The organism is Streptomyces litchfieldiae (genome assembly GCF_031845365.1).
Lineage (GTDB): Bacteria > Actinomycetota > Actinomycetes > Streptomycetales > Streptomycetaceae > Streptomyces > Streptomyces litchfieldiae.
On the sequence record NZ_JAVREL010000003.1, the window covers coordinates 117,186 to 142,673 of the forward strand.

The 25,488-nt window shown below is 71.2% G+C and carries 26 protein-coding genes and 1 pseudogene; 18 read left to right on the forward strand and 9 right to left on the reverse strand.

From position 1 onward, the window contains the following. Positions 1-11 precede the first annotated feature (11 nt). The 3 genes from RM590_RS07080 to RM590_RS07090 all read left to right on the forward strand — a co-directional run bounded on the left by RM590_RS07080 (position 12) and on the right by RM590_RS07090 (position 4,214). The gene (locus RM590_RS07080) at positions 12-1,406 is read left to right on the forward strand and encodes a class II fumarate hydratase (protein ID WP_311703522.1); all 1,395 of its coding nucleotides are present in this window, start codon (positions 12-14) and stop codon (positions 1,404-1,406) included. A gap of 123 nt (positions 1,407-1,529) precedes the next feature. Continuing rightward, positions 1,530-2,261, forward strand: a complete 732-nt coding sequence (fomD, locus tag RM590_RS07085) for a cytidylyl-2-hydroxypropylphosphonate hydrolase (protein ID WP_311703523.1) — start codon at positions 1,530-1,532, stop codon at positions 2,259-2,261. 93 nt (positions 2,262-2,354) lie between these two features. Beyond that, complete coding sequence (locus RM590_RS07090) at positions 2,355-4,214, forward strand: ATP-binding SpoIIE family protein phosphatase (RefSeq protein WP_311703524.1); 1,860 nt, start codon at positions 2,355-2,357, stop codon at positions 4,212-4,214. Positions 4,215-4,239: 25 nt separating this feature from the next. Here the strand turns inward: RM590_RS07090 and RM590_RS07095 are convergent, their stop codons facing one another. From RM590_RS07095 to RM590_RS07110, 4 genes are read right to left on the reverse strand one after another with little or no spacing between them, the layout of a single operon-like run. After that, entirely contained in the window at positions 4,240-4,773 is a 534-nt protein-coding gene (locus tag RM590_RS07095; RefSeq protein ID WP_311703525.1) for a carboxymuconolactone decarboxylase family protein, read from the reverse strand. 4 nt (positions 4,774-4,777) lie between these two features. Continuing rightward, the gene (locus RM590_RS07100) at positions 4,778-5,332 is read right to left on the reverse strand and encodes a peroxiredoxin (protein ID WP_311703526.1); all 555 of its coding nucleotides are present in this window, start codon (positions 5,330-5,332) and stop codon (positions 4,778-4,780) included. A 52-nt stretch (positions 5,333-5,384) separates the two neighbouring features. Continuing rightward, entirely contained in the window at positions 5,385-5,708 is a 324-nt protein-coding gene (locus tag RM590_RS07105; RefSeq protein WP_394813814.1) for a hypothetical protein, read from the reverse strand. Then, positions 5,654-6,619 carry an SPFH domain-containing protein gene (locus RM590_RS07110; RefSeq protein WP_311703528.1) on the reverse strand — a complete coding sequence of 322 codons (966 nt, stop codon included), beginning with the start codon at positions 6,617-6,619 and terminating at the stop codon, positions 5,654-5,656. Before RM590_RS07110 ends, RM590_RS07105 begins: the two co-directional genes overlap by 55 nt. A gap of 100 nt (positions 6,620-6,719) precedes the next feature. Between RM590_RS07110 and RM590_RS07115 the strand changes: the two genes are divergently transcribed. Both RM590_RS07115 and RM590_RS07120 read left to right on the forward strand, forming a co-directional pair. After that, positions 6,720-7,379, forward strand: coding sequence for a DUF1707 SHOCT-like domain-containing protein (locus RM590_RS07115; RefSeq protein WP_311703529.1), 660 nt, complete (start codon positions 6,720-6,722; stop codon positions 7,377-7,379). 185 nt (positions 7,380-7,564) lie between these two features. Continuing rightward, a complete protein-coding gene (locus tag RM590_RS07120) occupies positions 7,565-7,930 on the forward strand; it encodes a WhiB family transcriptional regulator (RefSeq protein ID WP_394813815.1) in 366 nt (121 codons plus the stop codon). A gap of 54 nt (positions 7,931-7,984) precedes the next feature. Here RM590_RS07120 and glpX read toward each other — a convergent pair whose 3' ends face one another. Then, complete coding sequence (gene glpX, locus RM590_RS07125) at positions 7,985-9,016, reverse strand: class II fructose-bisphosphatase (RefSeq protein WP_311703530.1); 1,032 nt, start codon at positions 9,014-9,016, stop codon at positions 7,985-7,987. Between the two features lie 153 nt (positions 9,017-9,169). Here glpX and RM590_RS07130 point away from each other — a divergent pair, with 153 nt between their 5' ends. Then, positions 9,170-9,754: a DUF4245 domain-containing protein gene (locus RM590_RS07130; protein ID WP_311703531.1), complete on the forward strand. Its 585-nt coding sequence runs from the start codon at positions 9,170-9,172 to the stop codon at positions 9,752-9,754. A 10-nt stretch (positions 9,755-9,764) separates the two neighbouring features. Here RM590_RS07130 and RM590_RS07135 read toward each other — a convergent pair whose 3' ends face one another. The 3 genes from RM590_RS07135 to xseA all read right to left on the reverse strand — a co-directional run bounded on the left by RM590_RS07135 (position 9,765) and on the right by xseA (position 11,934). Continuing rightward, complete coding sequence (locus RM590_RS07135; RefSeq protein WP_311703532.1) at positions 9,765-10,361, reverse strand: malonic semialdehyde reductase; 597 nt, start codon at positions 10,359-10,361, stop codon at positions 9,765-9,767. A 62-nt stretch (positions 10,362-10,423) separates the two neighbouring features. Then, positions 10,424-10,696: an exodeoxyribonuclease VII small subunit gene (locus RM590_RS07140; protein ID WP_311703533.1), complete on the reverse strand. Its 273-nt coding sequence runs from the start codon at positions 10,694-10,696 to the stop codon at positions 10,424-10,426. Between the two features lie 5 nt (positions 10,697-10,701). Then, positions 10,702-11,934, reverse strand: coding sequence for an exodeoxyribonuclease VII large subunit (gene xseA / locus RM590_RS07145; protein ID WP_311703534.1), 1,233 nt, complete (start codon positions 11,932-11,934; stop codon positions 10,702-10,704). A 60-nt stretch (positions 11,935-11,994) separates the two neighbouring features. Here xseA and RM590_RS07150 point away from each other — a divergent pair, with 60 nt between their 5' ends. Beyond that, positions 11,995-12,978, forward strand: coding sequence for a 4-hydroxy-3-methylbut-2-enyl diphosphate reductase (locus RM590_RS07150; protein WP_311703535.1), 984 nt, complete (start codon positions 11,995-11,997; stop codon positions 12,976-12,978). Between the two features lie 197 nt (positions 12,979-13,175). Further along, positions 13,176-13,856: a hypothetical protein gene (locus tag RM590_RS07155; protein WP_311703536.1), complete on the forward strand. Its 681-nt coding sequence runs from the start codon at positions 13,176-13,178 to the stop codon at positions 13,854-13,856. Here RM590_RS07155 and RM590_RS07160 read toward each other — a convergent pair. Beyond that, entirely contained in the window at positions 13,846-14,280 is a 435-nt protein-coding gene (locus tag RM590_RS07160; protein WP_311703537.1) for a DUF6542 domain-containing protein, read from the reverse strand. The genes RM590_RS07155 and RM590_RS07160 overlap by 11 nt on opposite strands. Before the next feature lie 217 nt (positions 14,281-14,497). On the opposite strand from RM590_RS07160, the gene ychF reads away from it, so the two are divergent. The 10 genes and pseudogenes from ychF to RM590_RS07210 all read left to right on the forward strand — a co-directional run bounded on the left by ychF (position 14,498) and on the right by RM590_RS07210 (position 25,313). Beyond that, positions 14,498-15,586 (forward strand): redox-regulated ATPase YchF, encoded by a 1,089-nt coding sequence (gene ychF, locus RM590_RS07165; protein ID WP_311703538.1) that lies wholly within the window; start codon positions 14,498-14,500, stop codon positions 15,584-15,586. Between the two features lie 650 nt (positions 15,587-16,236). Continuing rightward, positions 16,237-16,497, forward strand: coding sequence for a hypothetical protein (locus RM590_RS07170; RefSeq protein WP_311703539.1), 261 nt, complete (start codon positions 16,237-16,239; stop codon positions 16,495-16,497). Positions 16,498-16,565: 68 nt separating this feature from the next. Next, the gene (locus RM590_RS07175) at positions 16,566-17,882 is read left to right on the forward strand and encodes a hypothetical protein (protein ID WP_311703540.1); all 1,317 of its coding nucleotides are present in this window, start codon (positions 16,566-16,568) and stop codon (positions 17,880-17,882) included. 68 nt (positions 17,883-17,950) lie between these two features. Further along, a complete protein-coding gene (locus tag RM590_RS07180) occupies positions 17,951-18,472 on the forward strand; it encodes a hypothetical protein (RefSeq protein ID WP_311703541.1) in 522 nt (173 codons plus the stop codon). 13 nt (positions 18,473-18,485) lie between these two features. After that, complete coding sequence (locus RM590_RS07185; protein ID WP_311703542.1) at positions 18,486-19,226, forward strand: ABC transporter ATP-binding protein; 741 nt, start codon at positions 18,486-18,488, stop codon at positions 19,224-19,226. 385 nt (positions 19,227-19,611) lie between these two features. Next, positions 19,612-21,381 (forward strand): ABC transporter ATP-binding protein, encoded by a 1,770-nt coding sequence (locus RM590_RS07190; RefSeq protein ID WP_311703543.1) that lies wholly within the window; start codon positions 19,612-19,614, stop codon positions 21,379-21,381. A gap of 565 nt (positions 21,382-21,946) precedes the next feature. Further along, a pseudogene (locus RM590_RS07195) lies at positions 21,947-22,117 on the forward strand (Beta-galactosidase C-terminal domain); the annotation flags it as partial. Positions 22,118-22,145: 28 nt separating this feature from the next. Further along, a complete protein-coding gene (locus tag RM590_RS07200; protein WP_311703544.1) occupies positions 22,146-23,294 on the forward strand; it encodes a glycoside hydrolase family 53 protein in 1,149 nt (382 codons plus the stop codon). A 108-nt stretch (positions 23,295-23,402) separates the two neighbouring features. Beyond that, positions 23,403-24,233 carry an ABC transporter substrate-binding protein gene (locus RM590_RS07205; protein ID WP_311703545.1) on the forward strand — a complete coding sequence of 277 codons (831 nt, stop codon included), beginning with the start codon at positions 23,403-23,405 and terminating at the stop codon, positions 24,231-24,233. A gap of 135 nt (positions 24,234-24,368) precedes the next feature. Further along, on the forward strand, positions 24,369-25,313 hold the full coding sequence (locus RM590_RS07210) for an RNA polymerase subunit sigma-70 (protein ID WP_311703546.1): 945 nt from the start codon (positions 24,369-24,371) through the stop codon (positions 25,311-25,313). Positions 25,314-25,488 lie beyond the last annotated feature (175 nt).

Sequence of the window (25,488 nt, forward strand, 5' to 3'; positions counted from 1 at the left end):
GATTCGTCCCCATGAGTGGTACGAACGAATACCGCGTCGAGCACGACTCGATGGGCGAGGTGCGGGTCCCGGCGGACGCCAGGTGGCGGGCGCAGACGCAGCGGGCCGTGGAGAACTTCCCGATCTCGGGCCAGCGCCTGGAGCGCGCCCACATCGCGGCCCTCGCCCGGATCAAGGCCGCGGCGGCCACCGTGAACGCCGAGCTCGGCGTCATCGAGAAGGACATGGCCGAGGCCATCGTCCAGGCCGCGGAGGAGGTCGCCGAGGGGCGCTGGGACGAGCACTTCCCGATCGACGTCTTCCAGACCGGCTCCGGTACCTCGTCGAACATGAACACCAACGAGGTGCTGGCGACGCTGGCCACCGAGCGCCTGGGCCGCCCGGTCCACCCGAACGACCACGTCAACGCCAGTCAGTCGTCCAACGACGTCTTCCCCTCCTCCATCCACATCGCCGCCACCGGCGCGGTCACGGGTGAGCTGATCCCGGCCCTCACGCACCTCGCCGCGGCCCTGGAGCGCAAGGGCGCCGAGTTCGCCGACGTGGTCAAGTCGGGCCGTACCCACCTGATGGACGCCACCCCGGTCACCCTCGGCCAGGAGTTCAACGGCTATGCCGCGCAGGTGCGTTACGGCATCGAGCGGCTGACCGCCTCGCTGCCGCGGCTGGCCGAGCTGCCGCTCGGCGGCACCGCCGTCGGCACCGGCATCAACACCCCGCCCGGCTTCTCCGCCGCCGTCATCGCCGAGGTCGCGCGCGTCACCGAGCTGCCGCTGACCGAGGCCCGCGACCACTTCGAGGCCCAAGGCGCCCGCGACGGGCTGGTGGAGACCTCCGGCCAGCTCCGCACGATCGCCGTCTCGCTCACCAAGATCTGCAACGACCTGCGCTGGATGTCCTCCGGCCCGCGCACCGGCCTGGCCGAAATCGCGCTGCCCGACCTCCAGCCGGGTTCCTCGATCATGCCCGGCAAGGTCAACCCGGTGATCCCCGAGGCGGTGCTCATGGTCGCCGCGCAGGTCATCGGCAACGACGTGACCGTCACCACGGCCGGCGCCTCCGGCAACTTCGAGCTGAACGTCATGCTTCCGGTCATCGCGAAGAACCTGCTGGAGTCCATCCGGCTGCTGGGCAACGCCGCCCGCCTGCTGGCCGACCGCACGGTGGACGGCATCACGGCCAACGCCGAGCGCGCCCGGGAGTACGCCGAGTCCTCGCCGTCGGTGGTCACCCCGCTCAACCGCTACATCGGCTACGAGGCCGCCGCCAAGGTCGCCAAGCGGGCGCTCGCCGAGCGCAAGACCATCCGTGAGGCGGTCCTCGACGCGGGCCATGTGGAGCGCGGCGAGCTGACGATCGAGCAGTTGGACGAGGCGCTGGACGTGCTGCGGATGACACGTCCTTGATGTCTGAGCTGCGATAGGATGGCGGTCTGCCTTCGGGCGGCGGGCAGGGCTTGTCCGCAGCTCAGCCGTTAGGCCGAGCGGGAAGCCCCCCGGCTCCGGCCGTGGGGGAGGAGTCACGTGTAGATGACAACGGGAATCGAAAAGCCCGGCGAAGCGCATCTATGGCACCCAGGCGATCACGTCCTGTGGCGGTATCGGGCCAACGGTCCGGAAGGGGCCGGCGGAAGTATTCACATCTGCCGGCCCGTCACCGTTGTCCAGGACACCCCCGACCTGCTGGCCGTGTGGATGGCCCCGGGCACCGAGTGCATCAAGCCCGAGCTGACCGACGGCACGCCCATCCACGCCGAGCCGCTGGCCACCCGGTACACGAAGCCGCGCACCACGGTGCGTTCGCGCTGGTTCGGTGCGGGCGTGCTGAAGCTGGCCCGGCCCGCCGAGCCGTGGTCCGTGTGGCTTTTCTGGGACCGGGGCTGGCGCTTCAAGAACTGGTACGTCAATCTTGAAGAGCCCCGGATCCGGTGGCCGGGAGGGGTCGATTCTGAGGATCACTTTCTCGATATCGCGGTCTACCCCGACCGCAGCTGGGAGTGGCGGGACGAGGACGAATTCGCCCAGGCGCAGCAGGCAGGGCTGCTGGACGCCGGGCAGGCGGAGAGGATCCGCGCGGCCGGACGGCAGGCCACCGGGCTCATTCGCGCATGGGGCCGGCCGTTCTCCGACAACTGGGCGTCGTGGCGGCCCGATCCGCGCTGGCGGACTCCGCAGCTCCCCGTTGACTGGGACCGGCCCGCCACCGCCCTGGCGCGAGTCCCGGAGGCACGTCGTTTGCCTCCGCACCCGAGAGCCTCTTGATACCCCCCCTGGCAACAAACGTAGGATCGACCCCCACAACCGCACAACGCCCCCACCCCGCACGCTAGTTCCCGCCTGGATGGACTTCCCCTCGTGACGGACCCGACCCCACCGCAGCCCGTGGCTCGCACGGCGGATGTAGCTTCTTTCGCCGAGAGCTCGGCGCTGCCGCATGCCCGCTCCGAGCCCGAAGCCGCGGAGCAGCCACCCGTCCGGCCCACCACGGGGGAGGGGCCCGGCGGTGGGATGAGCGAAGGCGACCGACTGCGTTTCGTGGGGGCCGCGACGCGTCGTATCGCCCGGGGCCTGGACCTGGACGAGATCGTGCTCGGCCTGTGCCGGGCCTCGGTGCCGACGTTTTCGGACGCGATCCTCGTCTACCTCCGCCATCCGCTGCCCGTCGGCGACGAACAGCCCGTCACTCCCTGGGTGCTGAAGCTCCGTCGCACCGACCGGATCCCCGAGGCGCTGGCCCTGGGTTCCGTCGGCGACATGCGCGCGGACGGCTCCGGTCCGGTGCTGCCCATGCTCGCCAGCGCGACCGCGCTGGTCGAGGTGCGCGGGAACGGGCCGCTGGCCGAGGTGCTGCGCGGCGTCCGGCCGGTGTTCGTGGAGTCCCAGGTGCCGCGGGCCGCGCTGCGCGAGCTGACCGGCGCCGTGTCGCTGCCCGAGGGGCAGCGCGCGATCCTCGCGCCGCTGCGCGGGCGGCGCCGGGTGATCGGCGCGGCGGTGTTCCTGCGCCGTCCCGACCGCGAATCGTTCCACCCGGACGACCTCCAGGTCGCCCAGCAACTGGCCACGCACTCGGCGCTGGGTGTGGACAAGGCGGTGCTGTACGGCCGGGAGGCGTCCATCGCGGACGAGTTGCAGCGCACGATGCTCCCGGACGAGCTGCCGCAGCCCACCGGCGTGCGGCTGGCCAGCCGTTATCTTCCGGCGGCCCAGTCGGCGCGCGTCGGTGGCGACTGGTACGACGCGATTCCGCTGCCCGGCAGCCGGGTCGCGCTGGTCGTGGGCGATGTGATGGGTCATTCCACGACGTCGGCCGCCATCATGGGCCAGTTGCGGACGACGGTGCAGACGCTGGCCGGTCTGGACCTGCCGCCGCAGGAGGTGCTGCACCACCTCGACGAGCAGGCGCAGCGGCTGGGCACGGACCGGATGGCGACCTGCCTCTACGCGGTCTACGACCCGGTCGCGCACCGCATCACCGCCGCGAACGCGGGACATCCGCCGCCCGTTCTGCTCCATGTGGACGGTTCCACCGAGGTGTTGGACCTGCCGCCGAACGCGCCCATCGGGGTGGGCGGCGTCGATTTCGAGACGGTGGAGCTGGCCGCCCCGGCGGGTGCCACGCTCGTGCTCTACACCGATGGCCTGGTGGAGTCGCGCAGCCGCGACGTATGGACCGGTGTGGAACATCTACGCGAGAAGCTCGCCGAGATCTCCCGGTTGACGCGGCCCAACTCGGCGCCCCCGCTGGTGCCGATGTGCGACGAGATCCTCGACATCGTCGGCCCCGGTGACCGGGACGACGACATCGCGCTGCTGGCCGCCCGGTTCGAGGGCATCGCGCCGGACGACGTGGCGTACTGCCGCCTCGACCCGCGCGCCGAGTCGGTGCGGGAGGCCCGCAAGCTGGTGCGGGAGAGCCTGGCGCGCTGGGAGCTGGAAGAGCTGGAGGACTCGGTCGAGCTGCTGGTCAGCGAGGTCGTGACCAACGCCGTCCGCTACGCCGAACGGCCCGTGTCCGTACGGCTGTTGCGCACCGACGTGCTGCGTTGCGAGGTCGGCGACGACGTGCCGCAGCTCCCGAGGCTGCGGCAGGCGGGGCCGGCGGACGAGGGCGGGCGCGGCCTGTATCTCGTTCAGCGGCTGGCCCGGCAGTGGGGTGCGACACGACTGTCCACCGGCAAGCTGGTCTGGTTCGAGATGGCCCCACCCGCCCCCTGAGCCGGTCCGGGCCGGCCCGGACCGGTCAGTCGCCGAGCGCGGCCTCGGCGTCCAGCGTGGTGGCCACGGCCTGAATCACCGCGGCGACGCGGATCGCCTCCTGGACGGCCTCCCGGTCCAGGCCGGCGCGGCGCAGCTCGTGCTCGTGCGCGTCCAGGCACTGGCCGCAGCCGTTGACCGCGGAGACGGCGAGCGCCCACAGCTCGAAGTCGGGCTTGGGCACGCCGGGGTCGCCGAGCACGTTCATCCGCAGGCCCGCGCGCAGCGTGCCGTAGCCGGGGTCGGACAGCAGGTGCCGGGTCCGGTAGAAGACGTTGTTCATCGTCATCAGGGCCGCGGCCGCCTTGGCCGCCGTGTACGCCTCGGGCGTCAGGCGCTTGCGGGCCTCCTCGCCCAGCTCGCGCTGCACGACCGCCGAGCGGGAGGCGATGGCGCAGGCCAGCACGGTGCCCCAGAGCTGCTGCTCGGACAGGTGCGCGGGGTCCGTCACCGAGCCGAGGTTGAGCCGGAGGTCCTTGGCGTAGGCGGGCATCGCCGCCCGGAGAGCGTCGAGCGCCACCGCGTCACGCGCCCGCGAGCAGCGCGACCGGGTCGAGCGTGTCCTCGCCCCGGGACCAGTTGCACGGGCACAGCTCGTCGGTCTGCAACGCGTCCAGGACGCGCAGCACTTCCTTCGGGTTGCGGCCGACCGAGCCGGCGGTGACCATGGCGAACCGGATGACGTCCGTGGGGTCGACGAGGAAGGTGGCCCGCATCGGCAGGCCGTCCGAGCCCAGGATGCCGAGCGCGGTGCACAGCTCCCGCCGGGTGTCGGCCAGCATCGGGAACGGCAGGTCCCGCAGGTCCTCGTGGGCGCGGCGCCAGGCGTGGTGGACGTACTCGGAGTCCAGCGAGAAGCCCAGGATCTGCGCGTCGCGGTCACCGAACTCCTCGTTCAGCCTGCCGAAGGCGGTGATCTCGGTGGGACAGACGAAGGTGAAGTCCATGGGCCAGGCGAAGTAGACCTTCCAGTCCGCCGCGTAGGACTTGTGCGTGATCCTGCTGAACTCCTCGCCGCTCTTCAGCGAGACGCAGGCGGTGAGGTCGAACTCGGGGAAAGTGTCGCCGATGGTGAGCAACCCGGTGTCCTTCCGTGATCGGGGATGCGTGTCGCTTACCGTGCCACATGCGTCACTGTTGGTGAAAGTCTGGCGCGTCCCCGGCCGGTCCCTCGCCGGGCGCGTCCCCGGGCCGGTCCTTGGGGGGCCTGCCGCGCCGCGGGTGGGGCCGGGCGCCCCGGGGGAGGCGGCCGGCGTCCCGCAGCGCCTGGCGCAGCAGGTAGTCGATCTGCGCGTTGGTGCTGCGCAGTTCGTCCGCCGCCCACCGCGCCAGGGCGTCGTGGATCTCGGGGTCCAGCCGGAGCAGGACCTGCTTGCGGGAGCGCCGCGCCGGGCCGTCGGTCACTGGTAGAGGGACCCCGCGTTCAGCACGGGCTGGGGCGCCCGGTCGCCGCACAGCACGACCAGCAGGTTGGAGACCATGGCCGCCTTCCGTTCGTCGTCCAGATGGATGTCCTCCAGCTCGCCGACGCGCGCGAGCGCCGCCTCCACCATGCCGCAGGCGCCGTCCACGATGGCCTGACGGGCCGCCACGACCGCGCCGGCCTGCTGGCGTTGCAGCATGGCGGAGGCGATCTCCGGCGCGTAGGCGAGGTGGGTGAAGCGGGACTCGATGATCCGCACCCCGGCGGCCCGGACCCGGGCGGTCAGCTCGCGGGCCAGCTTCTCGGTGATCTCCTCGGCGTCGGCGCGCAGCGAGAGCTCGTCCTCGCCGTGGGCGTCATAGGGGTACTCGATGGCGATGTGCCGGACCGCGGACTCGGTCTGTGTGCCGACGAACTCCACGAAGTCGTCGACCTCGAAGCTGGCCTGCGCGGTGTCCTCGACCTGCCAGACGATCACGGCGGCGAGCTCGATCGGGTTCCCGTCGGCGTCGTTGACCTTCAGCACGGCGGTCTCGTGGTTGCGCACGCGCGTGGAGATCTTGACGCGGGTCGTCAGCGGATTGACCCAGCGGAGGCCGTCGTCGCGGATGGTGCCGACGTACCGGCCGAAGAACTGGACGACGCGGGCCTCGCCGGGCGCCACCATGTTGAGCCCGGTCATGAGGAACACGGAGCCGAGGAAGGCCAGCGCGCAGACGACGATCAGCGGCACCCCGGCTCCCACGTAGCCGCGAGCCGCGAGCGAGACGCCCGCGACGGCGCCGGTCAGACCGGCCAGCGAGCCGAGGAACGTGAGGAGCAGCGCCCGCCCGCCGGGCACGCTGTGCGCGCGGGTCTCGCGCACGCTGGGCGCGGGCATGTCGGGCGCGGGCGCGTCGGGTGCGCCGGCCGGGACTGTGGAGGCCGAAGGAGCGTCGGTCATGGGATCCCCCCGTTCATGATGGCTGCATTGCCTATCAAAGTGTTAGCAGATTAACACGCGGGGGTAGTCGCGATGTATCGCGTATCGCTAGGCTGGCTCCGTGAACGCTGAGAATCCGCCCGCCGTGCCGCTGGAGAAGCAGCCGGTCCGGGCCTCCGACGCGGACCGTGACCGGATAGCCGACATCCTGCGCGAGGCGCTGGCCGAGGGCCGGCTGGAGCCGGAGGAGCACGCCGAGCGGGTCGAGGCGGTCTACCGGGCCAAGACCATCGCCGAGTTGGAGCCCCTCATCCGGGATCTGCCGGCCGGTCAGCGGACCGCGCCGCCGCCCGCCGCCCCGGGGCCCGCGCCGTCGCCGGCCCCGGCGCGCGCCGGGCACGGCCTGCACGTCGCCAACGCCAAGAACGTGGTGGCGGTGCTCAGCGGCGCCACCCGGCAGGGGCGCTGGCGTGTGGGCCCCAAGATCAACGCGGTGGCGATCTGCGGCGGCGTGGAACTCGACCTGACCGAGGCGATCTTCGAGCAGCAGCACGTCGTCATCAACGCGACGGCGATCTGCGGGGGGATCGAGATCAAGGTCCCGGAGAACGTGAGCCTGCGCAGCGCCGGCAGCGGCGTGATGGGCGGGTTCGACGTCCGGGAGGCGGAGTCGACCGAGCCGCACGCGCCCGTCATCGTGGTGCAGGGCGTCGCCATCTGGGGCGGGATCGACGCCAAGCCCGTGCCGGGCAAGCGTGTTCGGGATCTGCGCGACGAGTGACCCGGGCGGCTGATACGACCGGCCGCGTTGTCGCTCCGTGCATAAGCGTGCGCACAGCGGGTAGGGCTGGGGGGACCGTCACTCGTATGGCCGCATGGCGGGAAGGGTGAACTGCGGCTTCCCCCTTGACGGGTGAGGGTCCACCAGCCAGGAGCGACCCCCGTAGCCGTCGTCAGGAGTTGACCGTGCTGCAACCGTCACCGCCACAAGAGTCCCAGTGGGCACCAGCCGGACCTCCACCGCGCAGTTCGAGAGATCTCGCGGGGCCCTGGCACTCGGAGGCCGCCTGCCGGCGCGACGAGGCAGGGCTGTTCTTCGCGCCCTCCCAGGAGCCGACCGCGGCCAGGCTCTCCCGGGAGCAGGCGGCGAAGTCGGTCTGTGCCCGCTGCCCCGTGCTGCTGGAGTGCCGCGAGCACGCGCTGCTCCAGCCGGAGCCGTACGGCGTCTGGGGTGGCCTGACGGCCGCCGAGCGCCGCGTGGTGCTCAGCCGGCGCCGCCGCCGCGAGACCACCTCGGGCGGCCGGACGGCGGACATCTCCCGGATCGCCTGAGGGAGCCGGAGCGTGCCAGGGCCGCACCCCTGGCACGCCGGTTCCCGTCAGCGGTCAGCGGCCGCCGTTGAAGTCGATCGCGCTGTAGGCCCGCAGCTTGCTCAGGCGGTGGGTGGAGTCGATGTGCCGGATCGTGCCCGAGCGCGAACGCACCACCAGGGACTGGGTGGTGGCGGTCTCCGCGCGGTAGCGCACCCCCCGCAGCAGCTCGCCGTCGGTGATGCCGGTGGCGACGAAGAACACGTTGTCCCCGGTGACCAGGTCGTCGGTGTGCAGCACTCGGTCCAGATCGTGGCCCGCGTCCAGGGCCGCCTTCCGTTCGACGTCGTCCTTGGGCCACAGCTTGCCCTGGATCGTGCCGCCCAGGCACTTGATCGCGCAGGCCGCGATGATGCCCTCCGGCGTGCCGCCGACGCCCAGGAGCAGATCGACGCCCGTGCCCTCGCGCACGCTCATGATGGCCCCGGCCACGTCGCCGTCCTGGATGAACTTGATCCGGGCGCCGCTCTCCCGCACCTCGTGCACCAGGCCCGCGTGCCGCGGCCGGTCCAGGATGCAGACGGTCACATCGCCCGGTGAGCCGCCCTTGGCCTTGGCCACCCGGCGGATGTTGACGGACGGCGGCGCGTCGATGTCCACGAACTCGGCGGACTCCGGGCCGGTGGCCAGCTTGTTCATGTAGAAGACGGCGCTGGGGTCGAACATCGCGCCGCGTTCGGCGACGGCCAGCACGGAGACGGCGTTGCCCATGCCCTTGGCGGTGAGCGTGGTGCCGTCCACCGGATCGACGGCGACATCGCACTCGGGGCCCGAACCGTCGCCCACGCGCTCGCCGTTGAACAGCATGGGCGCCTCGTCCTTCTCGCCCTCGCCGATGACGACGACGCCGTTCATCGAGACGGTGGAGATCAGGGTGCGCATGGCGTGCACGGCGGCACCGTCCGCGCCGTTCTTGTCGCCGCGGCCGACCCAGCGGCCGGAGGCCATGGCGCCGGCCTCGGTCACCCGGACCAGCTCCAGGGCGAGATTGCGGTCGGGGGCTTCGGGGGCGACATCCAGCGGGGGCGGGAGGTGGTGATCAGTCATCGGAGACGACCTTTCTGCGCCGAGTCGCGCTGAGGGTGTCTTCGAGGGTAACGGGCGCCGTTCAAATGAGCAGCCCCCTCATCGGATGAGCGGAACGGGCCGCCGTCCGGGGGTGGTCGCGTGCTCCGTCCCGGTATGCGGGACCATGGAGGGGTGGCGAACGACGTGGCGACCGATGCGACCGATGACGCGGTGACCGGGGAGCCGCCCCGGCGGCGGCAGCGGTTCGACTCCATCCGGAACATGGTGCTGTCCCTGGCGGTGATCTGCGCCGGCGCCTTCGGCCTGGTCCTCTTCAACCCCGGCGACCAGCCCGAAGGTTCGACGCCGACCGTGTCCTACGAGGTGGAGGCGACCACCGCGGCCCGGGCAGCCCCCTATGAACTACTCGTCCCCGAGGGGCTGCCCGAGGGGTGGCGGGCCACCTCCGTGCGGTACGAGCCGCTGGGCGAGTTCGGCGCGACCTGGCACCTCGGCTTCCTCGACCCGGACGACGAGTACGTCGCCGTCCGGCAGGCCGACGGCGACGCCGGCGAGTTCGTCGCCGACGCCACCCGGGACGCCGAGGACACCGGCTCGGCGACGGCCGCCGGCGGCCGGGACTGGGCGCGTTACGAGGGGTCCAAGTACGACGCGCTCGTCCTCGCGGAGCCGGACGCGACCACCGTCGTCATGGGGACCGCGTCCTTCGACCGGCTGGAACAGTTCGCCGGCGCGCTGGTGGCCGCCGCCGAGTGAGCGCCGCCGCTCACAGCACGCGCGCGGCGTCCTCGAACGCGAGGCGCGGCAGGCGCGGCGAGTATGCGGTCGCGGCGGGGTGGCCGATGTTCACGACGACCAGCGCCTGCTGCCGGCCGTCGCCGAAGAACTCCTTGTTCAGACCGTCGGCGTCGAAGCCCGACATCGGCCCGGCGGCCAGCCCGGCGGCACGGACGCCCAGCACGAAGTACCCGATCTGGAGCGCGGCGCTCAGCGTGCCGTTCCGCTGCCGGGTGTCCGGGTCCGCGTAGGCCGGGTCCTCCTTGAGGTCCGGCCGGACCGGGAAGAGCTCCGGCAGCTTCTCGTGGAAGTCCAGGTCCACCGAGAGGATCGCGGCCAGCGGCGCCCCGGCCGTCTTGGGCCGGTTCGTCTCCATGAGGTGCGCCAGCAGCCGCTGCTTGGCCTCCGGGGTACGGATCAGGGTGATCCGCAGGGGCGACGAGTTGTGCGCGGTGGGGCCGAACTTGATCAAGTCGTAGATCTCGCGGATCTGTTCGTCGGTCACCGGCTCGTCGGTGAAGACCCGGGCGGTGTGGGCCTCGCGGAAGAGGAGGTCCTGGGCGGCGGCGTCGAGGGCGAGGGGCATCCGGAACCCTTTCGGGGAGCGGCGGGACAGTTCAAGCGCCGACAACCTACCCGCCCGCCGCTCTATTCCTCCTCGTGCCCCTCGTCGCCCTCGCTCTCGTCGTCCTCCCGGTCCCCGTCGTTCCCCTCCGCGTCCAGCGCCGCGTCCAGCCGGGCCCGCGCGCCCTCCAGCCACCGGCCGCAGATCCGGGCCAGCTCCTCGCCCCGCTCCCACAGCGCCAGCGACTCCTCCAGCGTCGCGCCACCGGCCTCCAGCCGGCGCACGACGTCGATCAGCTCGTCCCTCGCCTGCTCATAGCCGAGGGCCTCGTCCGCGCCCGCCTCCGCTTCCGTCATGCCCGTCACCCTATGCCCGTCCCCTCCGACCGCTCGCCGACCGTGACCCGGAACGCGCCGTCGGCGACCCGGGCCCGCAACGTCTCGCCCTCGCGCACCTCGTCCGCCGCGCGCACCGCCGCGCCGTCCGCGCGCTGGAGCACGGCGTACCCGCGCCGCAGCGTCGCCGCGGGCGACAGCGCCACCACGCGCGCCCGGGTGTGCTCCAAGTCGCCGCACGCACGGTCCAGCAGATGCCCCAGCGTGCGCCGGGAGCGTCCCACCAGCGACGCCAGCTCCTCCGCACGCGCGTCCACCATCCGGTGCGGCTCGGCCAGCGCGGGCCGGCTGCGGGCCGCCGCCAGGCCGCGCTCCTCCCGGTCGATCCGGGACTCCAGCACCCACCGCGCCCGGTCCCGCAACTGCCGCACCCGGGCCAGCTCCTCGCCCACGTCCGGCACCGCGCGCTTCGCCGCGTCGGTCGGTGTCGACGCCCGCAGGTCGGCCACCAGGTCCAGCAGCGGCGCGTCCGGCTCGTGCCCGATGGCCGAGACCACCGGCGTGTGGCAGTCCGCGACGGCGCGCACCAGCTGCTCGTCCGAGAACGGCAACAGGTCCTCCACGCTGCCGCCGCCCCGGGCCACGATGATGACGTCCACCTCCGGGTCCGCGTCCAGCTCCGCGACCGCCGCGATCACCTGCGGCACGGCGTGCACGCCCTGCACCGCCACGTTCCGCACGGCGAACCGGACGGCCGGCCAGCGCAGCCGGGCGTTCTCCAGGACGTCCCGCTCGGCGGCCGAGGCCCGGCCCGTCACCAGCCCCACGCAGCCGGGCAGGAACGGCAGCCGCCGCTTGCGACTGTCCGCGAACAGCCCCTCCGCGGCCAGGGCGCGCTTCAGCCGCTCCAGCCGCAGCAGCAACTCGCCCACCCCCACGGCCCGGATCTCCGTCGCGCGCAGCGACAGCTCCCCGCGCGGCGCGTACCACTCGGGCTTGGCGAACACCACGACCCGCGCGCCCTCGCTTATGACGTCGGCCACCTTGTCGAAGACGGCCCTAAAGCACGTGACCCGGACCGAGACGTCGTGGGAGGGGTCCCGCAGCGTGAGGAAGACCACCCCGAACCCCGGCCGGCGGGAGAGCTGGGTGATCTGCCCCTCCACCCACACCGCGCCGAGCCGGTCGATCCACCCCCCGATGAGCCGGGACACCTCGCCGACCGGAATCGGCACCTCCGCGGACGTCTGCACAGCCATGGCGTTCACGCTAGCGGCGAGCTCTGACAACGCTCCCGAGCGCCCCCGTACGATGGCCCCATGGCCTACGACACCGAGCGCCGCCGAGTCCTTCTCGCCGCCCCCCGGGGTTACTGCGCGGGCGTGGACCGCGCCGTCATAGCCGTCGAGAAAGCACTCGAACAGTACGGTGCGCCGATCTACGTCCGCCACGAGATCGTGCACAACAAGTACGTGGTCCGCACCCTGGAGAAGAAGGGCGCCATCTTCGTCGACGAGACGGCGGAGGTGCCCGAGGGCGAGATCGTCATCTTCTCCGCGCACGGCGTCGCCCCCGAGGTCCACCGCGAGGCGGAGCGCGGCAAGCTCGCCACGATCGACGCCACCTGCCCCCTGGTCACCAAGGTGCACAAGGAGGCCGTCCGGTTCGCCCGCGAGGACTACGACATCCTGCTCATCGGCCACGAGGGCCACGAGGAGGTCATCGGCACCAGCGGCGAGGCGCCCGACCACATCACCCTGGTCGACGGCCCCGCCGACGTGGAGAACGTCGAGGTCCGCGACCCGTCCAAGGTCGTCTGGCTCTCCCAGACGACGCTGTCCGTGGACGAGACCATGGAGACGGTGGACGCCCTCAAGCGCCGCTTCCCGCTGCTGGTCAGCCCGCCCAGCGACGACATCTGCTACGCCACGCAGAACCGGCAGACCGCCATCAAGCAGGTCGCCGCCGACGCGGACCTGGTCCTGGTCGTCGGCTCGAAGAACTCGTCGAACTCGGTCCGCATGGTCGAGGTGGCCAAGGGCGCGGGCGCCCGCGCGGCCCATCTCGTCGACAACGCGGGGGAGATCGACGAGTCCTGGCTGGCGGGCGTGTCCACCGTGGGCTTGTCCTCCGGGGCCTCCGTGCCCGAGGTGCTGGTGGACGGCGTTCTGGAGTGGCTGGCCGAGCGCGGGTTCGAGGACGTGGAGGTGGTCCAGCCGATGCGGGAGCACATCCAGTTCTCACTGCCGAAGGAACTGCGCCGCGACCTGCGGGCGGAGGCCGCTGCCAAGTCGCGGTCCTAGTACTACAGGGCCAGATCGGCCGGTCCGCGACGGAGTTCGCTGGTGAGCGCCTTGTGAATCAGTTGGCGTCTGCGGCTTCGTCGCAGGTCACGGCCTCAAGTAGCCCTCAAGTACCAGCCTGCATCTCACCTGTATCTGCTTTGTTTCCGGTCGCCGCGTCTCGTTCGTAAAATCGGGCACCGTTCCACAACAGGTCCATGATGAGGGAGACTTACGTGTTCATGCGGAAATCCGCCTGGCTTCGTGCCGCCGTCCCGGCCGCCGCGCTGACGCTGGCACTCACCGCCTGCGGATCCGACGATTCCGAGGACGGGTCCGACGCATCCGGCGCCGGCCAGTCCGAGGAGTCCCCGGCGTCCGAGGACGATGCGGCGACGGACGCCGACGCGGCGGGTGAGGGCAGCGGGGAAGAGGAGGACACGGAGACGGCCGCCCTCGCCGCGGGCGAGGCCAGCGAACCCGTCCCGTACGAGTACAGCGACGCGGTCGCGAACCTCACGATCACGGCCGACCGGGTGGACGAGGGCACGTCGGCCGATCTGGCGGGCGTTGAGTTCAGCGGGGACGTCTCCGGGATGCGGCCGGTCTACGCGTACGTGACCTTCGCCCACACGGGCGGGGACACCATCGAGCACGGCCGCCCGATCCACGAGTCCTCGCTCACGCTGGCGGACGGCAGCCGGGTCAACCCGCTCATCGGGGGCTCCGCCCTGGACGTTCCCGGCGGCTGCCCGGAGGACTCGGACAGCGTCGACGTGCTCAACGAGGGCGAGAACGTCACCCAGTGCGTGCCCTTCCTCGTGCCGGAGGGCGTCGCTCCGGAGCAGCTCGTCTGGTCCTTCGAGGACACCGAGCTGACCTGGACGCTCAGCGGCTAGTGCGCGCCGTCCTCCGCCGCCGCAGCCGGCGGCGGAGGAGCTCCAGGCCCCGGCGGGCCAGCGCGATCGTCCCCGCCGTCAGCGTTCCGGCGAACACCCAGGGCGCGTGCAGCGCGAGCTGTGTCACGGTGGCCGTCGGCCCGGCCGCGGTCAGCAGCCCGCCGGCGAACGAGATCGGCGCGGCGATCGGGGCACAGGCGAGGTCGGCGGGCCGGACCCACACCGCGGTGGCGGTGGCGGACAGGACGAACAGCACGCCGTACAGGGTGGGCGCCCCGCCCAGCAGCTCGCAGATCCAGGCCGCCGCCGTCATCGCCGCCAGGGCCAGCACACCGCAGCCGAGTCCGGTGAGCCGCGGCCGGGGGAGCCGGCGCCGCTGCCGCGTTCTCGGCCGCGCCGGCGGGTGTCCCGCGGGGCGGGGCACCCTCGTCCGCACCGCGGTCGGCGACTGCCGAGGGTGACGGGTTGTGTGCGTAGTGTGTTCCACGCCCCGAGGGTAAGCCGCGGGTGGGGACGGAAAGGGTGATGGACACGCTTGCGGCCCATATGACTGTCCGCCCGGGGCGCCCGGCGGGCGCGGCGGCGCCCGTAGACTGGTTCACCGGCCCCTCAGTCCCACCCCTCGTTCCGGGAAGTCTCACGTGTCGCTCACGATCGGAATCGTCGGCCTGCCGAATGTCGGCAAGTCGACGCTGTTCAACGCCCTGACCAAGAACGATGTGCTCGCGGCCAACTACCCGTTCGCCACGATCGAGCCCAACATCGGCGTCGTCGGCGTTCCTGACCCCCGGCTGGCGCGGCTGGCCGAGGTCTTCGGCTCCCAGCGCGTCCTGCCGGCCACGGTCGACTTCGTCGACATCGCGGGCATCGTGCGCGGCGCGAGCGAGGGCGAGGGCCTGGGCAACAAGTTCCTGGCCAACATCCGCGAATCCGACGCGATCTGCCAGGTCATCCGCGCCTTCCACGACGAGAACGTGGTCCACGTCGACGGCAAGGTCTCGCCGAAGAGCGACATCGAGACGATCGACACCGAGCTGATGCTCGCCGACCTCCAGACGATCGAGAAGGTGCTGCCCCGGCTCCAGAAGGAGTCCCGGATCAAGAAGGACCGGCAGCCGGTCGTCGCCGCCATCGAGGAGGCGAAGGCCATCCTGGAGGAGGGCCGCACGCTGTTCTCCGCCGGCATCGCCCAGGGCACGGAACGGGCCGAGCCGCTGCGCGAGCTGCACCTGCTGACCGTGAAGCCGTTCCTCTACGTCTTCAACGTGGACGAGGACGAGCTGATGGACGAGGCGTTCAAGGAGGAGCAGCGCGCGCTGGTCGCCCCGGCCGAGGCGATCTTCCTCAACGCCAAGCTGGAGGCGGACCTCGCCGAGCTGGACGAGGAGGAGGCGCTGGAGCTGCTCCAGACGGTGGGCCAGGACGAACCGGGCCTGGCGACCCTGGCCCGCGTCGGCTTTGACACCCTGGGACTCCAGACCTACCTCACGGCCGGTCCGAAGGAAGCCCGCGCCTGGACGATCAAGAAGGGCGCCACCGCCCCGGAGGCGGCTGGGGTGATCCACACGGACTTCCAGAAGGGTTTCATCAAGGCCGAGGTGATCTCGTTCGACGACCTGATCGAGGCCGGCTCGGTCGGCGAGGCCCGCGCCCGGGGCAAGGCGCGGATGGAGGGCAAGGACTACGTCATGCGGGACGGGGACGTGGTGGAGTTTCGGTTCAACGTGTAGTGGCCGCCTTGGCGTGGAGCCGTCGGCCTGGCAAATGTCCAGGTCGGGCGGCTCCCGCCGTTCTCGGAATGGCCCGGTTTTCTGGCCCGTGCTGGATCGGCGCGGATGTTGGGTCCCGATTTGGTTCCGGGGGAAGCGGTGGGGAGATGCCTGGGTGCGTCTGATGAACGGCGTGCAGGTGATGTGGCGCCCGGGGGTTGGAGTCCTGGACGGGGCCCGGCCTGAGCGGGGTGGCGAGGGGCTGACTGGTGAAGCGGCCGTGCGGACGGGGATGGACCCCAGGCAACCCCGTTGGTGAAGAGCGGGTCTCCTCATGCCCGGCGTCGTTCATTCAGGCCGCCATAAACGGACCGCCTACTAGTCTCGTCCTCCGTCTGACCAGCGTGAGTTGAGTATCGGGAGATGTTGAAGGAGCGTGCTTGACCGGTAGCGCGATGTGAACATATGATCTTGCTAAAGTTAAGGGCGGGGGTCATGGCTATTCACGGGAACCTTGTTGGGTCTCGCGTTGCCGCAGCGAGTGGCATTGTCGCCATTGGATGTCCAGGGGGAGCGTCGAGTGCTTCGGCGGCTTCTTCCGTCCAGGCCGGTGAGGGCGAGGTGGCGGTTCGCAACTGGTCCGGCTATTTGGACTCGATTGAGTCGGCTGCATGACGAACACCCCCGTGTGCGCTCCGGACCAGAGCACCGAAATGGACATGCGCCATGACCGCTCGTTCCAGCCTGATATCAGCTATGGGCAGAATATGGCGTACGACTGCTTCGACGGCGTCGGCTATGAGAGCCGCGGGGAGTGGACCGGTCTGGAGAGCGGCGACTATTTCTTCCAGATCACCAAGATCAACGATTCTGAGAGCGGCTACCGGCTGAGCGTTGACTACGCGGCGGTCGACACCGCCGCAGCGGACTGAAGCTCCTCCGGAAGGGGGCCAATTCCGCAGGTCCCCTTTCCTCTTTGTGTAAGGTGACCCTCTTCCCGATGAAAATCTCGACGCGGCTGCGAGTCAGCAGTGCGCTGTGGGCGTTCCCACTCGTGGCGGGTATAGCGGTTCTGTACTTCTTCCAGAGCTATATCCCGGAGTTCCGTACCTATGAAGGCCAGCCGGGCTACGCGCCCACGGTTGTCTCCTCGGTGCTGGCGAGCTCGTACGCCATGGTCTACGCGGTGGCTTCCTCGCTGGCGGCTTGGGAGAGCGGCCGTCTCAGGAGGGACGGGGTGTGGGCGCTGGCCCCGGCTCGTCGCCGGTTTCGTGTGGCCGCGGACGCTGTGCTGCCCGTGGTTCTCCTGGCGTGGCTGGTAATTGCCGCGGTGGTGGCCATGGCGTTGGTTCGGGAGGGAGTCGCGCCCTCGCTGCCGAGTCTGACGCTGCCCGCGCTGGCGATGTCGGTCGCCCTGGCTCACGCGGTGATCGGGTTCGTCGTCGGACTTGCCGTGCCGAGGCTCATCGCGGCGCCCCTGCTGGCCGTTGGGGTGTTCTACGTGGTTGCCGCGAGCTGGTCGTACGAGCCGTTCTGGCTCCGGCACGTCTCCGGCCAGTTCCCCGTGGACCTCATGTACGGCGAGCTGCCCACACTGGACGCCCTCCTCCCGCACATCCTGTTCACCGGAAGCCTCGCCGCCGGACTCGCTCTGCTGTGCGCACCACCTCCGGGAACGCGGCAGCGCATCGTCGGAGCCGTGCTGGGATGCGCCATCGCCATGGCCGGCACGCTGACCGCGCAGCGGATGACGGCCGATTGGGACTTCAACCCGCCGCTCACCGCCGGGCATGTTCCCGTGCGCTGTACCGGTAGCGCCCCGGCTGTCTGTGCCCCGGAGGCGTTGTCCGGCGATCTGGAGGTGATCCACAGGCAGGTGACCTCCACCCTTTCCCGGCTGCGCGCCGCGGGTATCGAGGTCCCGGACCTGGAGAGCGTCAACGACAGCAGCGCGAGCGGGCGTCACGAGTCGGCCTCCACCGAGCGGGCATGGTGGTTCTCGCTCGTCAGCAGCCATCGCTCGGGAACGACACCGCTGGCGGTCGTCACACACGCCGTCGAAATCCCGTGTGACGAGCCTGATCCGGTCCTCTCCCGCGCCGCGTTGCTGTGGGCCGCCATGGCGGCGGGCGCCGAGGACCTCTACCTCAGTTGGCAGCGGGAAGAAATGCGGCAGTACACCGAAGGCCAGGACTGGCTCGCGGCAGCGGAAGACCGCGTCGCCGAGGCCGGCCGCCTCTCCCCGTCCGAGCAAACCGACTGGTTCCACGCGGAGCTGCGGCGAGCCTGCGAACCGGCCACCGCGGACGGCCGCTGATGTGGTGGTGGTTCAAGGCCCGGCGAGGTCACGTCGTTCTGCTTCCGGCATTCGCCGCCTTCTGCGCGATGCTGACCGTCCTGCAGGACTCGGTCGTCTCCCTTCCGTCGCTGCTGGCCGGCTCGGCGAACCCCGTGCTCTTCGTGCTCATGGCGCCGGTGTTCGTCTGCTCCGGCCTGGCTCTGTGTCTCGACTCCCGGCTGGAGGAGGCGGAACGAACCGGCGTCCGGCGGCCACACCTGTGGGACGCGGCCCTCGTCGTGGCCGTTCTGGGCCTCTCTGTGGGAGCCGGGTGGGCCCTGGATGCCGCGTCCGGGGCGACGAGCGGTGTGCCGGCCGGCAGAAACACCGTCTTCCTGACCGGGCTGCTGCTCGTCCTGCGCGCACTTGTCGGGTCGCCGGCCGTCATGGCGCCCGTGGCCTGGATCTTCGCGGTGATCTTCTTCGGTCTGGACAACGCCAACCATCCCGCCTTCTGGACGGTCCTGCCTGAGACCGCCGGCGACCCGGTCGCCGCGCTCGCCACCGTCTGCGCCATCACGGCGGGGCTGGGCGCCCTCCTGAGCGACCGCCGTCCCGTCCACCGGTGAAAGAAGAGAAGAGATGACTCTCGAACTGCGCAGCTGCACCTACGCCTATCGGCCCTGGGCGCCACCGGTCCTGGAGAACCTGGACTACGCCCTGCCCGGCGGGCTCACGATCCTGCTCGGCCCCAACGGAGCCGGCAAGTCCACTCTGCTCAAGCTCGCCGCCTCCGTCCACTTCCCCCGCAACGGGAGCGTCACCCTGGACGGCCTGCCCTCCCGCAGCCGCGCCTACCGGCGAGCCGTCGCGTGGATGCCGCAGAACATCACCGCGATGACCAGCCTCACCGCCAGAGAACAGGTCGCCTACACGGGCTGGTTGAAGGGTATGAACCGCCGCGACGCGTGGGACAAGGCGGCCGACGCGCTCGCGCGCGTCGACCTCTCGGCGCAGGCGGACACCAGGACCCGCAGGCTGTCCGGCGGCCAGCTCCGCCGCGTCGGCGTCGCCTCCGCCCTGGTCCATGGGGCGCGCGTCCTGCTCCTGGACGAACCGACCGCGGGAATGGACCCGCGCCAGCGCCGCGTCTTCCGCGACGTTCTGCGCTCGCTGACCGACGACGTCCCAGTGCTGCTGTCCACCCATGACGTGGCCGACCTGGCCGAGGACTCCGACAATGTGACCGTCATCGACGACGGACGCGTGCTCTACAGCGGAACGACGGACGGCTTCCTCGCCCACGCACCGGACGGAACCCCCTCCGGCCGCATTGCCGAAGCCGCCTACACCGCCCTGAGCGAGCCCACCCCGAACCACTGAACGAGCCGCGCAGCCCGCTCCGGGAGGACCACGCCCTGCCTTGCGAGTGTCAGCGGTGGCGTTCCTCGCTTGGCTCCGCCCTCGTCTGGCATCGACGTCACGCCGGGAAAATCCTTGGACTGCCCCGGAGCCGGTACGGGAGACTGACTGGTCCCTGCCCCGTACTCGCATGTTCTTACCGCCAGTACCGCGTGGCGGTCCGGCCCCGCCCGGTCCCCCGCAGGGCGCCCCGAGAGGGACCCACTCGAACCGATACTCATCGCGGCCGGTTTCCCAGCCACCGGCGTCCTTCCCCCGAGGAAGCGTGTGGCGGGCCGCCGCACGACCGTACAGAGGTGGGATGGGAACGTCGCTTCCACACGACAGTCAACCGCAGAGGGGCTCCATGCTCCTCGCTCTTCGCCACTACACAACTGAGCTCGTCCGACTTCGCCTGCTCGCCGTGCCCGGGATGCTGCTCCCGGCGCTAGGCACCATCGGCACCAGCTACATCGCGCCGCTGATCGTCGCCAAACTCGTCGGCCACATCGCCGACGGCGGCGAGACGTCCGCCGACGCGACTCTGCCCTACATCCTCGCTTTCGCCGGTGTCATGCTGCTGGCCGAGACGCTGTGGCGCATCGGCATGCACTGCCTGAACCGGCTCGACGCGCTCGGCATCGAGCACCTGTACGTCATCGGCATGGACGAGCTGTTCAGCAAGGACGCCGCGTTCTACCACGACAACTTCGCCGGATCGCTGACCAAACGTGTGCTCAGCTTCGCATCGCGTTTCGAGGAGTTCGTCGACACCCTGACGTTCTCCGTGCTGGGCAGCCTCGTGCCGCTGGCGTTCGGCTCGTTCGTGCTGTGGGGCTACGAACCGCTGCTCGTCATCGGGCTCCTGGCCGTGATCGGGCTGACGTCGGTGCTCGTGGTGCCCCTCATCCGCCGCCGGCAGGCACTCGTCGACCAGCGCGAGCAGGCCATCGCCCGCGTGTCGGGACACGTCGCCGACAGCCTGATGAACATGGACACGGTCCGCGCGTTCGCCGCCGAGGAGCGTGAGGCCGCCGAACACCGCGCCCGTGTCGCGGAGTCGAGACGGCTGTCGCTGCGTTCATGGGACTACGGCAACCTGCGCATCGACACGCTGGTCGCGCCGATGTCCGTGCTGGCCAGCACGCTGGGACTGGTGATCGTGCTCGGGCTCTCCGGGGACGGGCTCGGCGTCGAGGCGCTCGTGGTCACGTTCACCTACTACAGCAACGCGACCCGGCTCATGTTCGACTTCAACCGGATCTACCGCCACCTGGAGAACTCGCTGACGGAGGCCGCGCAGTTCACCGAACTGCTGCTGACGCCGCCGACCGTGGTCGACCCGCCGTCGCCCGAGCCGCTGATGCCCCGGGACGCCGACGTCCGGTTCGAGCGGATCTCCTTCACCTACGCGGGAGGCAGACCGCTCTTCGACGGGCTCGACCTGACGGTGCCCAGCGGGTCGCGGATCGGGCTCGTCGGCCGGTCCGGCGGCGGCAAGACCACCCTGACGCGGCTGCTGCTGCGGATGACGGATGTCGACGCCGGTCGCATCCTGATCGGCGGACAGGACATCAGCAGGCTGAGGCAGGCGGACCTGCGGAGCCAGATCGCCTATGTGCCGCAGGACCCGGCGATGTTCCACCGCTCGCTGCGGGACAACATCGCCTTCGCCCGGCCGGACGCCACGGACGCCGACATCCGGCGCGCGGCGGACGCCGCGCACGTCACGGAGTTCGCCGACACGCTGCCGCAGGGCTTCGACACCATGGTGGGCGAGCGCGGTGTGAAGCTGTCCGGCGGACAGCGCCAGCGGGTCGCCCTCGCCCGGGCGATCCTGCGCGACGCCCCGATCCTGCTGCTCGACGAGGCGACCAGCGCCCTGGACTCGGAGAGTGAACTCCTGGTCCAGGAGGCGCTGTGGCGGCTCATGGAGAAGCGCACGGCGCTCGTGGTCGCGCACCGGCTGAGCACCGTCGCCGGGATGGACCGGCTCGTGGTCCTCGACCAGGGCCGGATCGTCGAGCAGGGCACGCACGAGGAACTGCTCGCGCTGAACGCCACCTACGCGAAGCTGTGGCAGCACCAGTCGGGCGGCTTCCTGGACGAGTCGGCCGTGCCGCTCGTCCAGGACTGAACGCGGGGCGACCGCGGCCCACCAGTACTCCCCGGTGGCCCCGCGGTCGCCCCGACCACCACGGCTGGGGGTGTGCACGCCGGGGACGGGGCTCAGCAGGCGGTCCGGGTGATGCGGCGCCCCGCTCGCCGGCCACCAGGTCCCCAACGGCGGTGCGTACCGCACCGGAACGCATCGGTCGGGGAGGGGTGAGGGTGCGCGGCAGCCCGCTCGTTCGGACAGGGGTAGACCGATCCGCTCGGTGACCGTGCCGTCGCCGACCACCGCCCCGGGGCCGGGGTGTCCGCGGAGATCCGGCAGCAGCCTCGACGGCGGCGAGCGCGGTCATGGCGCTTACCGCGAAGGTGCGGTAATTCCTGATCACCCCTCCCTGTCGATCTGTGAGCGTTCACAGTAGGAGGCGATACGTGAACCCTTGTCAATGGGCGGGATCTGCGGTTGTGTTGGTCCCCGTAAGCATCTGACGGGACCTCTGGCAGCGTCCATGTCTGTGACCGTTCACAGAGCGCGGTCCACGGGACGGGCAGGAGAGGTGCTCATGTGGGCGCAGAAGCTGGAGTGGCGCCCCAGCGAGGACCTGCCCCGCGGCACCTTCCTCTTCGCCATCAACCACACCGGAACCGAGGGTGAGGTGGAGCTGGCGGCGCCCGGCACCGAACTCCTCACCTCCCAGCGGGCGGCCGGCCACCTGGCCGTGCCCGCGGGAGCCGTCCGGGTGGTGCACCTGGACGGCTGAGCCATCTCCCATCCACGAAGGGACGACCATGACGCAACGACGCCTCATGAACCGCCGCGGCATGCTGCGGCTGGGCACCGCCGCCGCAGCCACGCCGCTGGCGTTCACCGCCCTGCCCGCCACCTCCGCCCAGGCCGCCCCGCTGTCGGTCCGCGGCGCGGACCTGTCCACCGTTCTCAAGGCCGAGCACCTGGGCGCCGTCTGGCGCTACGCCAACGGCACCCAGGGCGACGTCCTGCAGATCCTGCGCCAGGGCGGCACCAACTGGGTCCGCCTGAAGGTCTGGGTCAACTCCGCCGACGGCTACCACGGCCGCGACGAGATCCTCACCATGGCCCGCCGGGTCCACGCCGCGGGCATGTCGCTGCTGGTGGACTTCCACTACTCCGACACCTGGGCCGACCCCGGCAAGCAGTACAAACCCGCCGCCTGGAACAGCCTCAGCGGCAGCGCGCTGCAGCAGGCGCTGGCCGACCACACCCGCGACATCCTCGGCAGCCTGGTCGCCCAGGGAACGCCCGCCGCCATGGCGCAGCTCGGCAACGAGATCCACAACGGCATGCTGTGGCCCAACGGCTCCACCGACAACTGGGACTCCTTGGGCTCGCTGCTGAGGGCCGCCGTCAGCGCGGCCCGCGCCGCCTCGCCCAGCACCCGCATCGCCCTCCACCTCGCCGAGGGCGGGGACAACGGGTTGTACCGCTGGTGGTTCGACAACGCCGTGCGGCGCGGTGTGTCGTTCGACGTCATCGCGGCGTCGTTCTACGGCTACTGGCACGGCACGCTGAGCGAGCTTCGGTACAACCTGAACGACGTCTCCGCCCGTTACGGCAAGGACGTGCTGGTGATGGAGACCGCCTACCCGTTCCGGCTGGGCAGCGAGGACAGCACGGGCGACATCATCGACCGCCAGAGCGAGCTGGTGTCCGGCTACCCGGCCACGCCGCAGGGCCAAGTGGCGTGGATGCGGGACATCTGCGCCGTGGTCGCCGGCGTGCCGAACGGACGGGGCCTGGGCCTCGTGTACTGGGAGCCCGCCTGGACCGCCACCCCGGGCAATGGCTGGGACGAGATGAGCCCGTCCTCGGGCAACGCCTGGGAGAACCAGGCGTGGTTCGACTACGACAGCCGGCTGCTGCCCGCCGCCACCTGGCCGGCGACGGCCTACGGCCGCTGATCCGGTCCGGCCCGTGCCGCCGTCACCACGCGGCGCGGGCCGGACCCGGACCGCCGGCCACCAGCGGCTGCCTGCCGTGTGCTTACCCAGCAGCCGCTCAGTAGTGTAATGAAAAGTATTTTCATTTGCAGGATCGTACTCGGCCTCACCGACCACGTGCTGGGCTATGTCATGCCGCCGGCCAACCCGCCGGTGGAGGCGTCGCCTTGGGCCGAGGAGTACGCCCGGGTGGAGATGCTCGGCGACGACCTGCTCAACCAGGAGCTGGTCGTGGACGCCCGGGCGGACTTTGTCGTGGCCGGCTGGCGATCCGGCTTCAGCGAGGAACGCGCTATCACCCCGGAGATACTCGACGGTCTCGGCATCCAGAGCTTCATGCACAGCGAGACCTGCTACAACTACCGGAACTACCCTGCCGAGTTCGCCCCCTTCGAGGGGCTGTACCGGGACCTGGAGCTGCTGGGGCGGATCTTCGGCGTCGAGGACCGGGCCGAGGAGGTCGTCGCCGGGATGCGCGAACGCGTCGCCGCGGTCGAGGAACAGGCCCCGGACGGCCGGTCGCCCCGGGTCTTCGTCTACGACTCCGGCACGGACCAGCCTTTCACCTCCGGCAACCAGGCCCCGCCCCACGAGATCATCGACATCGCCGGCGGCGAGAACGTCTTCGCCGACCTGACCGACCGCTGGACCACGGTCGGCTGGCAGGCCGTCGTCGAGGCGGAACCAGAGGTCATCGTCGTCATCGACTACGAGGACCAGCCCGTGGAGGAGAAGATCGAGTTCCTGCGGACCTCCCCCGTCACGTCCCAGATGCCGGCGGTCCGCAACGACAACTTCTACGTCCTCGACTACAACGAGGCCATCAGCGGCCCCCGCATCGTCGACGGCGCCGAGGGCCTCGGCGAGTACCTGCGCACCGCCGACCTCGGCCTGTCCTAGCCGGCGACACGCGGAGGCGGAGAACCCGGCGGGCGCCGCGCGACGAGTTTTGGGGGCGCCGGGGGTCTCACCAGGGGAGACGTGCGTGTCCCCGAAGTGGTGGAGGTGGTTGGCGTGGTCGGAGCGGCTGGCACGATGTCCGTGACGGATCGTTCGCTCGGCGGGGAACTGGAGCAGTTCCGGCGGCCGTTGTTCGGGTACTGCTACCGGATGCTCGGCTCGGTGCACGAGGCGGAGGACGCCGTGCAGGAGACGATGGTCCGGGCGTGGCGCGGTCTGCCGCGGCTCGTGGACCCGTCCGGGCTGCGGCCGTGGGTGTACCGGATCGCCACCAACGTGTGCATCGACGCGGCGCACGACCGGCGCGGCCGGGCGTTGCCCATGGATCTGGCCGCCGCGAGCGACGCGCGGGGCGAGCGCGGCTCGCCGTTGCCGGAGTCGACCTGGGTGCAGCCGGTGCCGAGCCGGCTGGTCGACGCGGACGATCCGCTGGAGCGGGCCATGTCGCGGGAGTCGGTGCGGCTCGCGTTCGTGGCGGCGTTGCAGCATCTGCTGCCGCGCCAGCGGGCGGTGCTGATCCTGCGCGACGTGCTGTGCTGGCGGGCGTCGGAGGTGGCGGAGCTGCTGGAGACCAGCGTCGACGCGGTGCACAGCACCGTGCGGCGGGCGCGCGCCGCGCTGGCCGCGGCGCGGGGCGGGGAGGCCGCGGCGCCGGGCGGCGGCGGACCGGTCGACCCTCGGCTGCTCGAACGGTACGTCGACGCGTTCGAGCGGCTCGATGTCGACGGCATCGTGGCGCTGCTGCACCGGGACGTGATCCTGTCGATGCCGCCGCACTCGTTCTGGCTGCGCGGCCGGGACACGGTCCATGCCTGGCTGACCGCCAACGGCAACCACTGCACGCATGTGCGGCTGGTGCCGACCGAGGCCAACGGAGGCCCGGCCGTGGCGGTGTACCGGCGGGGCGCGGGCGGGGCGCTGGAGCCCTGGGGCATCCAGGTCCTGGAGTGGCGGGACGGCCGCGTCGTCGCCATACACGCGTTCCTCGACGCCACGCTGTTCGGCGTCTTCGGGCTGTAGCGGCCCGGCCCCGGGCCGGAGAGTCGCCGCCGCCGCGACGACTTTCCGGCCGGGCCCGGGTTCTAGCGGGCATGGTCACCCATACAGAGGCCAGTCGGCCACTTCGCCCCTCCCGTTCATCTCGCCCCCTCCACCGCGCTGCTCGTCCCGGAGTGATCCTCGCGCTGGTGTGCAG